The organism is Frankia sp. CcI49 (assembly GCF_001983215.1).
Taxonomy (GTDB): Bacteria; Actinomycetota; Actinomycetes; order Frankiales; family Frankiaceae; genus Parafrankia; species Parafrankia irregularis.
Genome location: NZ_MOWP01000056.1, coordinates 36,059 through 48,467, shown reverse-complemented (window position 1 = coordinate 48,467; position 12,409 = coordinate 36,059). Strand labels below are relative to the sequence as shown.

Annotated in this window: 12 protein-coding genes and 1 pseudogene; 12 read left to right on the top strand and 1 reads right to left on the bottom strand. The window is 67.3% G+C overall.

Annotated features, from left to right (window positions below; genetic code table 11):
- The 5 genes and pseudogenes from CcI49_RS43990 to CcI49_RS38745 form a co-directional block, all read left to right on the top strand.
- Positions 1–198: pseudogene (locus CcI49_RS43990) on the top strand (HNH endonuclease signature motif containing protein); the annotation flags it as partial.
- A 35-nt stretch (positions 199–233) separates the two neighbouring features.
- Positions 234–1,667 (top strand): recombinase family protein, encoded by a 1,434-nt coding sequence (locus tag CcI49_RS38760; RefSeq protein ID WP_076834682.1) that lies wholly within the window; start codon positions 234–236, stop codon positions 1,665–1,667.
- Between the two features lie 179 nt (positions 1,668–1,846).
- Positions 1,847–2,149 (top strand): energy transducer TonB, encoded by a 303-nt coding sequence (locus CcI49_RS38755; RefSeq protein WP_076834680.1) that lies wholly within the window; start codon positions 1,847–1,849, stop codon positions 2,147–2,149.
- Positions 2,149–2,508, top strand: coding sequence for a recombinase family protein (locus tag CcI49_RS38750; protein WP_076834678.1), 360 nt, complete (start codon positions 2,149–2,151; stop codon positions 2,506–2,508). Before CcI49_RS38755 ends, CcI49_RS38750 begins: the two co-directional genes overlap by 1 nt.
- 26 nt (positions 2,509–2,534) lie before the next feature.
- Positions 2,535–2,837, top strand: coding sequence for a hypothetical protein (locus CcI49_RS38745; protein WP_076834676.1), 303 nt, complete (start codon positions 2,535–2,537; stop codon positions 2,835–2,837).
- A 678-nt stretch (positions 2,838–3,515) separates the two neighbouring features.
- Here the strand turns inward: CcI49_RS38745 and CcI49_RS38740 are convergent.
- Positions 3,516–4,928: a hypothetical protein gene (locus tag CcI49_RS38740; RefSeq protein WP_131831300.1), complete on the bottom strand. Its 1,413-nt coding sequence runs from the start codon at positions 4,926–4,928 to the stop codon at positions 3,516–3,518.
- A 688-nt stretch (positions 4,929–5,616) separates the two neighbouring features.
- Here CcI49_RS38740 and CcI49_RS38730 point away from each other — a divergent pair.
- From CcI49_RS38730 to CcI49_RS38705, 7 genes are all read left to right on the top strand, one after another.
- Complete coding sequence (locus CcI49_RS38730; protein ID WP_076834671.1) at positions 5,617–6,087, top strand: hypothetical protein; 471 nt, start codon at positions 5,617–5,619, stop codon at positions 6,085–6,087.
- A 136-nt stretch (positions 6,088–6,223) separates the two neighbouring features.
- Positions 6,224–6,367 carry an albusnodin family lasso peptide gene (locus CcI49_RS44340; RefSeq protein ID WP_116437623.1) on the top strand — a complete coding sequence of 48 codons (144 nt, stop codon included), beginning with the start codon at positions 6,224–6,226 and terminating at the stop codon, positions 6,365–6,367.
- A 69-nt stretch (positions 6,368–6,436) separates the two neighbouring features.
- Positions 6,437–8,266, top strand: a complete 1,830-nt coding sequence (locus tag CcI49_RS38725) for an albusnodin/ikarugamycin family macrolactam cyclase (RefSeq protein WP_347280177.1) — start codon at positions 6,437–6,439, stop codon at positions 8,264–8,266.
- A complete protein-coding gene (locus CcI49_RS38720; RefSeq protein WP_076834669.1) occupies positions 8,266–9,027 on the top strand; it encodes a lasso peptide biosynthesis B2 protein in 762 nt (253 codons plus the stop codon). The genes CcI49_RS38725 and CcI49_RS38720 overlap by 1 nt, the downstream gene beginning before the upstream one ends.
- Positions 9,020–9,601, top strand: a complete 582-nt coding sequence (locus CcI49_RS38715) for a GNAT family protein (RefSeq protein WP_076834667.1) — start codon at positions 9,020–9,022, stop codon at positions 9,599–9,601. Before CcI49_RS38720 ends, CcI49_RS38715 begins: the two co-directional genes overlap by 8 nt.
- Before the next feature lie 697 nt (positions 9,602–10,298).
- A complete protein-coding gene (locus CcI49_RS38710; RefSeq protein ID WP_076834666.1) occupies positions 10,299–11,738 on the top strand; it encodes a replication initiator in 1,440 nt (479 codons plus the stop codon).
- 268 nt (positions 11,739–12,006) lie between these two features.
- Complete coding sequence (locus CcI49_RS38705; protein ID WP_241840543.1) at positions 12,007–12,288, top strand: hypothetical protein; 282 nt, start codon at positions 12,007–12,009, stop codon at positions 12,286–12,288.
- Positions 12,289–12,409: the final 121 nt, after the last annotated feature.

The window sequence follows — 12,409 nt, the reverse complement described above, 5'->3', positions numbered from 1 at the left end:
CTGCTCACCGACCCGCACGGCAACCCGCTCCGCCTCGGCCGGCGACACCGGTTCCCCACCCGCCGTCTCCAGGCCGCCGTACACGCCCGTGACCACGGCACCTGTCAGTACCCGGGCTGCGACCACACCCGATGGCTGAACATCCACCACCTCACCGGCTGGGCCGAAGGCGGCCGCACCGACCTCGACAACCTCACACGTCTAATAAGGGGTTATAGCGGTAAGATCGTCTTATGGCGGACGATCGGAACGACCCTGCTCCTGTCGGTGGCTGGCGGCCGGTGGGATACGCGCGGATCTCGCTGGACAAGGAAGGCGCCGGCCTGGGAGTCGAACGGCAGACGGCGGACATCAACGACCTCGCGGAACGGCTCGGCCTGCCAGCACCGGTGGTCATTCCGGACAACGACGTGTCGGCGTACTCGGGTCGGCGGCGGCCAGGGTATGAGCGGCTGGTCGCGGGGATCCGGGCGGGTCACTGGAACGTGCTGCTGATCTGGCATGTGGACAGGCTGACCCGAAGCATGAAGGAACTGGAAGAGATCGTCGATCTCGCGAACGCCACGGGGCTGCGGATCGAGACGGTCCGTGGCGGGCGGGTGGACCTGTCGACCGGGGAAGGCCGGTTGCAGGCACGGATTCTCGGGACGTTGGCGCGGTACGAGAGTGAACACCGCTCCGACCGGGTGCGGCGCCGGATGTTGCAGAACGCTGAGGCAGGCCGTCCCCACGGGTCGGGAGGCGCACGGCCGTTCGGCTACGAACCGGACAAGGTCACCGTACGTCCGGTGGAAGCGGCGTTCGTCGTGGACATCCTCGACCGGCTGATCACGGGTGAGTCGCTGCGGTCGCTGGTGCGGTATCTGATCGACTCCGGGGTGGCGACGTCGACGGGCGTGCCGTGGCGGACCACGACGCTGCGGACGCTGCTGCTCGGGGGCCGGATCGCGGGCCTGCGTGTCCACCGGGGGGAGATCCTGGGTCCGGCGGTGTGGCCGGCGCTGGTTGACCGGGACAAGTGGGAGATGGGTCGGGCGATCCTGACCGATCCGGCGCGGAAGACGTCTCCGGGGAACAAGCCGACTCGGCTGATGTCCGGGCTTGCCTCGTGCGGGGTCAAGGGCTGCGGGGCACCGGTCCGTTCCGGTGGGGTGCGTGACGGTGTCCTGATGTACCGCTGCACAGAAGTAGATCATCTGCGGCGGCGGATGACGTTGGTCGACGATGTGGTGACCCGCTACGTGGTCGGCTGGCTGGTCCGTGACGGGGTCACCTTCGACGCTCCCCCCACCACGGTGACACCGTCGGGGGATGTGCGGGGTAAGGCGGACGCGGTCCGGTTCCGGATCGGGCAGGTTGAGGACGCGCTCATCGGGGATCCGACGGAAGACCTCGTCAACGTCTCCCGTGACGGTCTGAGCCGTAACCTGGCGCGGCTGCGGGCACAGCTCGAAGACCTCGAACGGCAGGAAGCTCTGTTCACGGTTCCGGCGGAACTGACCGGCGTCACGGCGGAGAACTTCCCAGGTCTGCCGTTTGAACGACGCCGTAACGTGATCCGCTACCTGTGTCAGACGACGATTCTCCCGACGACGAAAGGCGGCCACGCCGGGGAAGAGTCAATCGATATTCGACCGAATCCGAAGAACTTCCCGGAAGCGGCCTGACCGGAAACGGTGAATGTTTCCCGTGAAACGTTCACCGAATGCCGGAAACGGCTGCGGATGAAACCGCAATCCGATACGATGTTCTTGTAGTTCTTCCTAAATAGCGGCCCGGGACGGTGTTACCAGCACCATTCCCGGGCCTTGATCCCAAATCCTGCGTGAACAGGGGAGTGGAACCCATGGCCATGATGCCATACGGGACGGTCGGCGATAGCCGGTCCCATCTACAGGTCGTGTTGCAGGCGCACCCGTCGGAGGATGCTGAGATTCAGCTGCCGAAGCACACCCAGTACGCCGCGTTGCGGCCGGTGCTGCTGCTACCGGGTGGGGTGCGGGTGATGGTGGACCCCAACGCGCCGTTGGACGTAGCAGGCAAGTGGTGGGACACGGTGACCCTGGCGGGCACGATGGCGAGCCTGTGGTACCAGTCGCAGGTCTCAGGGTTCCCGGGTGGTCGCCACCGTCGGGACGGGGGCCAGTGATGGCCGGCACGGTGCGGGCGCTGAGCTTCACCCGACACATCGGCCCTGGGGACAGCGCGGAACAACGGGACGTGTTCACCTCGGCGTGCGAGGCGCGGGGCTGGGCTGCTGGTGGTGCGGTGCGTGAGTTCGGGTCGGGGCTGCGGGCCTGGTGGGCGGCGCTGCGCCTGGTCCGGGCGGGCCGCTATGACGTGGTCGTGGTCGACAGCATCGACCGCCTTGCCGAGACGGAAACAGGCCAGCTGGCCGCGCTGGCGATGGTGCGACGCGCCGGTGTCCGGCTGCTCGTGGCCCGGGACGGCACGGACACGGCTGATCCGATCGGCGCGGAGCTGGTTGCCTCGCTCCTGACCGGCTGATCTACTCCGAAGGGGATAATCGGCACATGGGAACGCTCGATACGACGGACTTCCTTGATGGCGCTGTGCGGCTTAAGGAAGGCCGGATTTATGTCCGCACCGACGCTCATAGGCTTGTCGAATTCGATGGGTTCGTGGCAGCGATAGATACCCCGACGATCGCGGCGACTCGTTCGGCGGCGGGTACGCTGACGATCCGCGCTCAGGCCTCAGGTGTGGTTTCGCTGTCGGTTTGGTACAGCGTGGATGTCCACGAACCTGCGTTGCAGGAAGCGGCGGCAGCGTGGTGCGCGGCGCACGGCGTGACGATCTCCAGCGGTGGCGACTGACAGCATGCCACGGCGCAACGGCCGGTAGCCCGCATCGGGGTTACCGGCCGTTCCCTTGTGCGGCTCACGCCGTGCGACGTCCACGGACCCCACCGCTCCCGCTCCAGTACCAAGCCGCTGTCTTTGTTCTTCACAGACCCCTGCCTGAGCTGATCTCCTCCGTCGGACCGGCGGGCTCTGCCCTATCCCGGGTTCTCCCGCCTGTGCAAGGGCGCCGACGCTCCGTGACCGGGCTGGTGGTGGCGCGCCCTTGCGCGGGTGGGAGGTTCTGGGATAGCCCCTTGGGCGACGGTTTGGCGGAGGCGATCAGCGGTGCCGTGCTGCACCTCCCCCTCCTCCAGAGCGTCCGGCCGGGGTCTGGGGCAGCGCCCCAGAAAACACGGGGCGTAGCCCCAGGATGTGAGCCGCCCGAAGGGCGTCCATATCTATCGCTAACCGCAGATGCCGACCTCACAGGCGTACAGCGGATGGTCTGACGCTCCGACGGGCCGACGCACCGACACACCCGGCAGGCCGACGCACCGGTGGGGAGCCGACCGAAGGGAGGCGGGGCCCCACCGCGTGCGGCGAGCCCGGCCGGGCGTGGCGAGTGCGGCGCGCACGGCGCGCGCGGCAGAGCATCCGCGCGCCCCGTAGGGGCGCCTTGAAACCGTATAGAACATTAGCGAGGATCTTGAACTACTCGGGAATCCGGGTTGTCGGGGTCACCTGGCAGTAGTTCTCGACCTCGGCTGCAATGTCGAGTGCCTGCGGCGATCGTCCGTACCGCTGGTCGGTCAGCGCGCCTTGAATGCGCTGCATGAGGGTGCGGATCCCGTGGTTGCGGCGCTGGGCTGGGATGGCTAGGACGGGCCGGAGGGCGTCTTGGGCACCGTCGACGTCACCCCGGCGGGTGCGAGCCAGAGCGAGGTTGATGTGGGCCCCGGCTCGGCTGCCGTAGCTGGCGTTACCTGCGGCGGCGAAGGCCTCCACGGCGTCCATGGCTGCCTGCTCGGCGCGTGGGTCCTCAGGGAGTCGGGTAAGGGCATCGGATGCGATGAACAGTTGGACGGCTACCGGGGTGGAGAGTTCACCCCCGATCTCGTCCAGGTCGTCGGGACGGGTCCGCTCGCGGAGGTCTACGGCTCGCCTGATGGCGGCGTGGGCCTGTGCGCTGTCGCCGAGTGCCGCGTGGGCACGGGCTGCCTGTACGGCGGTCTCTATCGCTGCTGTGCCGTGAACGAGGTGGACGTCTGCTTCGGCTGCTTCGATGTAGCGCAGTGCCTCGTGTGGTGCCCCTGTCCAGTAGGCGGCGCGGGCCTGTTCGGTGCGTACCCAGATGCGCAGGCCGGGATGATCTGCCCGGTCGGCGCACAGGTAGGCGACGCGGGCGTAGATGTCGGCGGTTGTGTGCTGGCTGAGGTCGACCCCTGCGCGGGCGAGGAGGCCGGAGGTGATTGCTGCGAGAAAGTAGAGGTCCCGGGCCTGGTCTGGCGGAGTTGGGCCGTCCAGGAGTCTGAAGGCGACGCGCTGTGCGTCGAGTAGCGGGCCCACAAGGTTCGTCGCCTCGGTCGGGAACGCGATGGCGAGGCTGCGTACCTGTTGGGTGAGGAAGTCGAGAACTTCCGGTCGAGCTGCGGCCCGTTCGGCGTTGACCAGGAAGTTAAACGCCTCTTCTGATTCGGTCATGATCCGCCTCTCCGGCCCGTCGGTATCGGGCGGGCGTGAAGCGGTGTACCCGCCGATGTCTCCAGAGTAAGGCGGCGGAGAGGACGCGGCCCGGTCACTGGGAGAGTCGGCCTGCTGCGGAGTCGTCTGGGCCTGCTCGGCGGGGAGCCGGTGGCGGAATCCCAGGTCGGCGTCTCCAGTGCCGAAGATGTGCCGGTAGCTGGCGCGGTAGTCGGCGCCGGGGTAGGTCTGTCCGCGTTCGTGCTTGCCGATGACTTCGGCGGTCGCCAGTGGCGGGGTGAAGCTTCGTTCACGGGCGCTGTCGGCGTCGATGTTGCGGATGCGTTCGGCGAGCGTGGGGAGGGTGAGCCCGTACTGAAGCCGGTACCGGCGGAGCACAGAGGGGTTCCATCCGGGGTGCTCGGTCGCGCGATGTGGCGTCACGGGTGCCTCCCAGAACAAGGGGTTGCACGAAGCGTAGCGGTCCATGTTCGGTGGCGGACCGGGCGGCAGGGAAGTCACCGTGGATTCGGCTGGTCGACTGATCATTTGACCTGTGATTCGACTGGTCACGTCAACCGGACAACGGCTCTGATCACCGGACGGGCCGTTGGCGACAGCCGGTTACTTGACCTGGCATCTGTCCTTGGGCACGTGCGGAATCCGCGTTGAACTTCTCGTAGCGGCCCTGGTCGGGCTTGGGGCCCTCCCCCCCGGCCGGTGCCGTTGGGGGCCTGGGGTGCCGTGGCCTGGGAGTGCGCAGCATTCCTGGTCCGGATAGGTACCGGGAGTTCGCGGTCCGACGGATGCGGTCGGTGGAGGTGGGAGCGATGAAGGACGAGGACAGGTACGACGTCGACGATGACGACTGGGGGTGGGATGACGAGAACGGGTATTCCTACGGGGCTCGCGCGAATGGTGAACCTCCGGGACGTAATGACTCCGTCGGGAGCCTTCGCGCTGGTAGTGCCGGGCGCTCAGGTGGTCGCCCCGTTCGCGGATCTGCGGTCGATGGCGAACTATGCCCACCGGCACGGGATCACAATTCTGAGATACCGTGCGCTTCCGTTCCTGGACTTGGGGATGATCGCGAGCCTTTGAGGGATCGGGCTCTTCGTCCGGGGCCCGAGCAATGGTGATTGGGGCGGTCACGGCCACGGGGTGGGAATTTCACACGGGCCAGCTCCCGGAGTTCGTTCCCTGGCACCGCGACGGTTTGATCATCGGCATGCTGCCAGAGCCGTTGCAGGCGGACAGCGAGGCACAGCAGATGCTGCTGTCCGACCAGTTGGCGGTGGACGAGGAAATCATGGTGGGGGCAAGTATAGGGATTGCCCAGCTTGCTCCGGTGGGGCTCGTGCTGATGCACCGCAGGTTCACGTCGCTGATGGAATCCCGGGTGGCGTGGGCGGTCGGTATCCGGCTGCGGCGACAGAGGATCATGGCAGGTGAGCTGCCCCAGATCGTGATGGCGGGATCGAGGCCGAACCCGGATGTGACACCGGACGGAGTGACGTTCAGTTTGCATCGGGTGCGCCTGCGCGACCACGAAGTGGTGTTGCCGATCGACGTGTGGGAGATCCATTTTCCCGCTCTGATTTGAAGGTCGACATTGCGTCATAGTCAAGGATGACGCTCCGGTGAGCCTTCACCCAGATCCCCCGATGCGGAATCGGCCGCTGTCGGGTACCCAGGCGCGGTGTTGGCCGCGCAAACACCAGGGAAGGTAGGGCGGAAAAATGGTGACGGTTGACTTCCAGCCGCACGACGGCCCKGCGGAAAAGGCTCCGGTGCTATTGGTGAGCCTCGGTGAGGCGTCGATGGTGACACTCGGCCAGGGCAAGGGCAGCGCGGAGGACAAGCGGAAGGCGTACAACAGCTAGTCCGCGTCCTGCTGGTGCCTGGTTCTGCATGGGGCCAGGCACCAGCACGTTCAGGAAAGGGCGAAAGGGATGGGAGACATGCGCTGGTTCGGGGGCTTCAGTAGCGCCGCAACGCCACCGCGGATCCCTGTCAACAGTGCGGAGGTGTGGCCGACCATTTCCGGATGCTGGACGGTCGGACGATGGGACGGGCACGAGGTCCGCACGACGTACAGCGACCACCGCATGGTTGCGGTGATCGGCCCCTGCGCCATCACTCGGAATTCTTTGACACGACTCGGAACGCACGGGGTTCCGGACGACGTGGCCTGGCGATGGGCGGGTAGTTACACCACTGTGGAAGTCACCGACGGCCGTACCCGCATCTGGACCGACCTGGGCGGAGCATGGCCCATCTACACAACCTCGCTGGACGGCGGGGTGTACTGGTCTTCCAGCTCACGCGCTTTGGCTGCGCTGACCGGTGCCGGGCCGGATCTGGATCGGTTGGCGATGTGGCTTTTGGCTCCGTCGGTACCTGTCCTGCTTGCGGGGCGGTCCGCATTCAAGGGCGTAGGGCTTGTACCCGCCGGGCATCGCCTGACCCTGATCCGGTCGGGGGCGGTGCGGGCGGAACGGATGTGGTCGCCTCGGCCATGCGCAGATTCACCCGGCAGGCGACTGCGGGCGGAACTGGCAGCGGCGGTGGCGGTACGGGCAGTCAACGCGACAGCGCTGACAGCGGATATGTCAGGCGGGTTCGACTCGACATCTCTTGCTTTGCTGGCCCATGCGTCGTCCGGCACTGCGCGGCCGGTGACCGGTGTGACGGTGCATCCAGTCGGCCGTGCCACGGGTGGGGACGTGGACTATGCGCGGCTCGCGGCCAGGCATTCCGGAATCGTTCATCGCCTCATGCCGCTGGGCGCGGAGCACGCGCCGTATTCCGCGTTGGATGTTGTCCCGGTAACAGACGAACCGGCGCCGTCCACGATCGCGCATGCCCGCTTCTCCGGTCAGCTCACCTGGATGCGGAGCACCTTCGGCACTGATTGTCATTTGACTGGCGATGGTGGGGATAGCCTGCTGTGTTCTCCACCAATCATTCTGGCAGATTTGTTCGCGATGGGGCATAGCCGGCGGGCAGTGGTCGAAACGATCCGATGGGCGCGGTTGCGTAGGCTTCCCGTGTGGCCGCTGCTGCGGTCGGCTCACCGTGTCTCGCGAGAACGTCGCGCGGGCGCGCTGGCGGCGCTGGCCACGGAGTTGGGTGGAGGTTCCTCGCGAAGTACCGCCGATGGCGATATCGGCTGGTGCGGGATCGAACCTCTTCCCTCATGGGCGACCTTGCAAGCACGGGAACGGGCACGGGCTGTCGCCTCGGCGGTGGCTGAATGCACGGATGATCCCACCCCCGGTTCGTTTGCCACGGTCATGACCGGTGAAGGAATGGCGGAGGTGGGGCGCTCCGCGCGCGCCGATATTCAGCTTGCCGAAGCGGCCGGGGTACCGCTGCACAACCCATTCACGGATTCTCGCGTGGTGGATGCCTATCTGTCGGTTTCCTTGGGTGACCGTCCCGGCCCCGCCGATTACAAGCCCGTGTTGCGGGCTGCGATGGCGGACCTGTTCCCTGCCAAGCTGGCAGAGCGCACTACCAAGGGCGATTTAAATCCCGACCACTACCAGGGGATGCGCACGAACCTGGCGTCACTCCATGCCCTGACTGACGGCCGGTTGGCCGCTCTGGGTCTCGTCGAGCCCGGGGAGTTCCGACAGACGTTGACGATGATGGCGGCGGGGCTCCCTGTCCCGTTCGCCACCGTGGAGCCGGCTTTGGCGGCGGAGGTATGGCTACGGGCCTTGGGTGGCACATCCGATGTGGTGTGGATTCCAAGGACTACGGAGAGCGATAGATAATGTCCTGTGAGTACATCATTGTCCCCGAACACGTTCGTGCGCTCGATGTCGGCCCGGCCACGGTGATTGTCAACTACCGCAACGGCCGTGCTGATGTACTGACCGGGCCGGCCGCGCGCTGGTGGGAGGCGGCAACGACCAGCGGGTACGGCGACCCGTCGGGGCTGTTGGACACCCAGTCCGCGCGGGCCCTGCGTGAACAGCTCCTTACGGCGGAACTGATCATGCAGACCCCTCGGCATCGAGCGGGCCAACCGACGGCGGTCGGGCCGTCGTGGGTGCCAAGCTGGGGAACACAGGAGATGCAGGCCGGGCGCACGACGGCCGGATCCGCATCCTGCCGGATGACCCTGCGTGCGGGTGTGGCCCTGCTCGTGGTGCTCGGCGTGCTCGCGGCCGGACAAGGTCGCAGCCGGATGGCGCGGCTACTTCGGCTGCTGACGTGGGCCACGCGACGCACCAGGGTCAATGCCTCAGCTGATCACCTCATGGAGGCGGTCTACGCGGTCCGGCGGGCAGGAACGGTCATGCCGGGTCGTGTTGCCTGCCTGGAAGAATCATCAGCGGCGTTCCTCCTGCTGGCCATGGGCCGGAAGCGGGTGACGTGGTGCCACGGCGCAGCAGCCGACCCTGTTCGGCTCCATGCCTGGGTAGAGACTGACGACGGGCAGCGGGTTGCCGAACCGTCGTCAACCGCACGGTTCGGTGTCCTGCGCGCCATACCCGAACGCGACGACGGAAGCGAGATCAGGCGTGCATGAACCGATCGTGTGGATCCGGGGCGAACGCGCTGGGCTCGGCCCGTTCTCCAGCAACCTCGTCGATCTTTACTGGCAGTGGGAGCAGGATCCTGGCGTCCTGGTCGGCTACGGTCGCCAGACACCGGACTCGTTGGAAAACCGGCGAGAGGGGTTCCAGCATCAGGCGCGCGGCACGGACGATCAACTGAGGTTCACCGTCTACGACGTGACCACGGATCCGCCGACCCCCGCTGGCACCACTGCCGTTCTCATCGACCATCACGTGCGAACCGGGGAGTTTGTAATCCAGCTCGGCCCGGCCAGCCGTGGCAACGGTATCGGTACCGAAGCGACGCGGCTCACGCTCGACTATGCCTTTCACGTGACGAACCTGCGATGCGTCCACCTAGCGGTACTCTCTCCGAACCTCGCTGCGATCCGGGCCTACGAGAAAGCTGGTTTCCGCAGGATCGGGGAGCGTCGAAACTCCGGATATTGGCTGGGTGAGCTTGCCAACGAGACGCTGATGGACGCGATACCCGCCGACTTCCCGGGGCCGTCCGCGGTACGACAGGCCGTCGAGCCGGACCGGTAGAGCAACGATTCTCGCGGAACTATCCCTACCGTTCCACCCCCGCCAGACGACCCCGCGGCCTTCCCGCCCCTTCCCCTCGGGTGGAGGTGCCCCGGGGTCGTCGCCATGTCCTCTGGCACCCGATGGGCCGGGGTGGTATCGTCAATGACGGCATTCGAGGGTTCTGAACCCTGCGCCACGATGATCTTTTTCTTGTACGGCAGTACGCCACATTTTTGGGCTGTCCACATGTGAGCCGCCTCGGAGCGGCACGGACCGGGCTCGGGCTGCTGCACCGTGGGTCACCGTCGGTGGTCTGCGTCCAGTCGTGTTGATGTTCCGTCTGGGGTGCGCATGTGTCGTGTTCTGCTGCTGTCCTGGGTTGCTGCTGCCTGTGGGGTGAGCGGGTAGCCGGGGGCGGCTGAGCCTGCGCGGGGTTTCCGCGCGTTCACCTGTTCCCCGTGCCGGTGCCGGTCTGGTGCCGGTTGCGCTGCCCGTTCTTGTGCCATTCGCGCTGCCGACTATTAGCGCGTTTGTGTGTGTGGCGATGTGCAGGCGCTTCGGGTTGGGATGGGTGTACGACGGAAGGCCCGTCGGGTTCGGTTTCCGTTCCGGTTCCCTGTTCTCATTCCTGCTTTCTTCCCGCGCGTTTCTGCTGGCTGGCCTGTGGTGTGTCCGGGCCTGGGGCGGTGGGGGCGTGTGCGGGTGAAGGGGCGCGGTGTTTTCCGTGGATGTGGGCGTGAGCCTGCCCGAAAATCGGCCGGTCGCGGGTGGCTGTGCCCGGCCGATCCGCCTGTCCGGCCATGTCGATCACGTGGATGGTGTGACCGGTGAGGTCCGGCGGGCGTTTTCCAGCTCGGATCAGCCGGGCGGGGTGTTGCATGTGCGGTGCGGTAACCGGCGTGAGTCGGCGTGTCCGGCGTGTTCGGCGGTCTACAAGCGGGACGCGCGGCGCCTGGTCCTGGCCGGGCTGGCCGGCGGCAAGGGTGTGCCGGACACGGTGGTCGGGCATCCGGCGTGGTTTGTGACGTTGACAGCTCCGAGCTTCGGTGCGGTGCATTCCCGTCGCCAGAAGGGCGGGAAGTCGGGGCCAGTGCGGGCCTGTCACCCCCGGCGGGGCCTGTGCCCACACGGGAGACCGGCGGGTTGTCATGAGCGGCATCATGAGGCGGATTCCCGGCTCGGGTCCCCGCTCTGCCCAGACTGCTACCAGTACGKCCGGTCGGTGGTGTGGAACGCGCTGGTTCCGAAGCTGTGGAAGGTCACGCGGGACGCGACGGAATCCGCGGTGGCCTCGGTGGCCGGTCTGACCGTGGCGGGGCTACGCCGCTCGGCGCGGATGTCGTTCGTGAAGGTCGCGGAGATGCAGGCGCGGGGTGTGGTGCACCTGCATGTCGTGATTCGGGTGGACGGTCCCGACGGACCGGGCTCAGCTCCTCCGGGCTGGGCGGCCGGTGCGCTGGTCGCGGACGCGCTGCGCGGTGTCGTGGGCGCGGTGGCGGTGCCTGCCCCCGATCCGGACGCGGACACGTTCGGCGCGGTTGCGGCTGACGGCTGGGCGGTGCGCTGGGGGGTGCAGGTCGATATCCGTCGGATCGCCGTGGACGGGCCGGCGGATGTGGGCCGGGTCGGGAACTATCTGGCGAAGTACATCACGAAGTCCGCTGCGGCGGGTGGTGCGTTGGATCATCCGGTGCGGTCGCTGGCTGTGCTGGAAAGGCTGACCCTGCCTGCGCATCTGCGCCGGCTGGTGCAGACGTGCTGGCGGCTGGGCCGTGATGTGGCTTTCGCGGCGGCGTTGGACGCGGCGTTGGGCCGGGAGTCGGGGGATGTGCCCCGGCTGGTGCGCTGGTCTCACAGTTTCGGGTTTGGTGGTCACTGGCTGTCGAAGTCGCGGCGGCACTCGACGACGTTTACCGCGTTGCGGGCGGTGCGGCGGGTGTGGTCGCGCACGATCGGGGCCGCGATGGCGGGCCGGATCCCGGTGGACGCCTTCGGCCGGGTCGAGGGTGATGAGAACACGATCGTTCTTGGGGCGTGGACGTATGCGGGTCGGGGGCTGCATCTGGGGTCCGGACGGAGCGGTGATCCTCCGTCCGATCAGCGAACGGCGTCGGCGGTTGGTGGCTCGGTGGGCGCGGGGCGGGCTGATCGATGAGCGTTCATGCCGATACGCCGGTGGAGGTTCTTGACAGCAACGGTGGCCGTCCCCGGTCACGGGCGTGCCCGGGGCGTGGGTGGGCGGGTGGGTCCGGCTCCGCTGGGTCGGCCTCGGCCGGCCCGGTCGACCCTCCCGCTGACGATCATGTGGCTCGGCTTCTCGCCCGTGCTCCTCGGTTGACGGATGCGCAGGTCGCGGATCTTCGTCGTCTTCTGGGGCCTCCGCCGTCGTGATCTCCTGGCGGTGGTGGTGCCTTAATCGACGTATGAGGAACCTCACCCTCGTCTGCGGCACCCACCACCGCCACCTCCACGAGGAAGGCATCGTGCTCCGCAGAACCAGCAACGGAACGATCATCGCGCTGCTCCCCGACGGCCGGACCCTCCTCCCAGCACCACCGGTGACCCCCGGGGAACGGCCCACCGCCGCGCTCGCCGACACAACCGGGCACGTCGCACCGGCCGCCGTCACCACCCGTGACGGCGGCCGGCTCAACCTCGGCGAATCCCTGTTCGTACTCCTCCAGGACCACGTAGTCGTCGCGTGATCGCTCTGATCAGCAGTCGCCTATCCGATCAGGGGGCGTGCCCGGCATAGCAGGCGTGTTCTGATCGATGCCTCCTGCTGCCAAGGCATCCTGCCGGCCGAGGCGGCCCACCCCCACGGAG

Coding starts and splice junctions, on each gene's coding strand:
- CcI49_RS38760 (WP_076834682.1), top strand. CDS start 234: ATGGCGGACGATCGGAACGACCCTGCTCCTGTCGGTGGCTGGCGGCCG.
- CcI49_RS38755 (WP_076834680.1), top strand. CDS start 1,847: ATGGCCATGATGCCATACGGGACGGTCGGCGATAGCCGGTCCCATCTA.
- CcI49_RS38750 (WP_076834678.1), top strand. CDS start 2,149: ATGGCCGGCACGGTGCGGGCGCTGAGCTTCACCCGACACATCGGCCCT.
- CcI49_RS38745 (WP_076834676.1), top strand. CDS start 2,535: ATGGGAACGCTCGATACGACGGACTTCCTTGATGGCGCTGTGCGGCTT.
- CcI49_RS38730 (WP_076834671.1), top strand. CDS start 5,617: ATGGTGATTGGGGCGGTCACGGCCACGGGGTGGGAATTTCACACGGGC.
- CcI49_RS38725 (WP_347280177.1), top strand. CDS start 6,437: ATGGGAGACATGCGCTGGTTCGGGGGCTTCAGTAGCGCCGCAACGCCA.
- CcI49_RS38720 (WP_076834669.1), top strand. CDS start 8,266: ATGTCCTGTGAGTACATCATTGTCCCCGAACACGTTCGTGCGCTCGAT.
- CcI49_RS38705 (WP_241840543.1), top strand. CDS start 12,007: ATGAGGAACCTCACCCTCGTCTGCGGCACCCACCACCGCCACCTCCAC.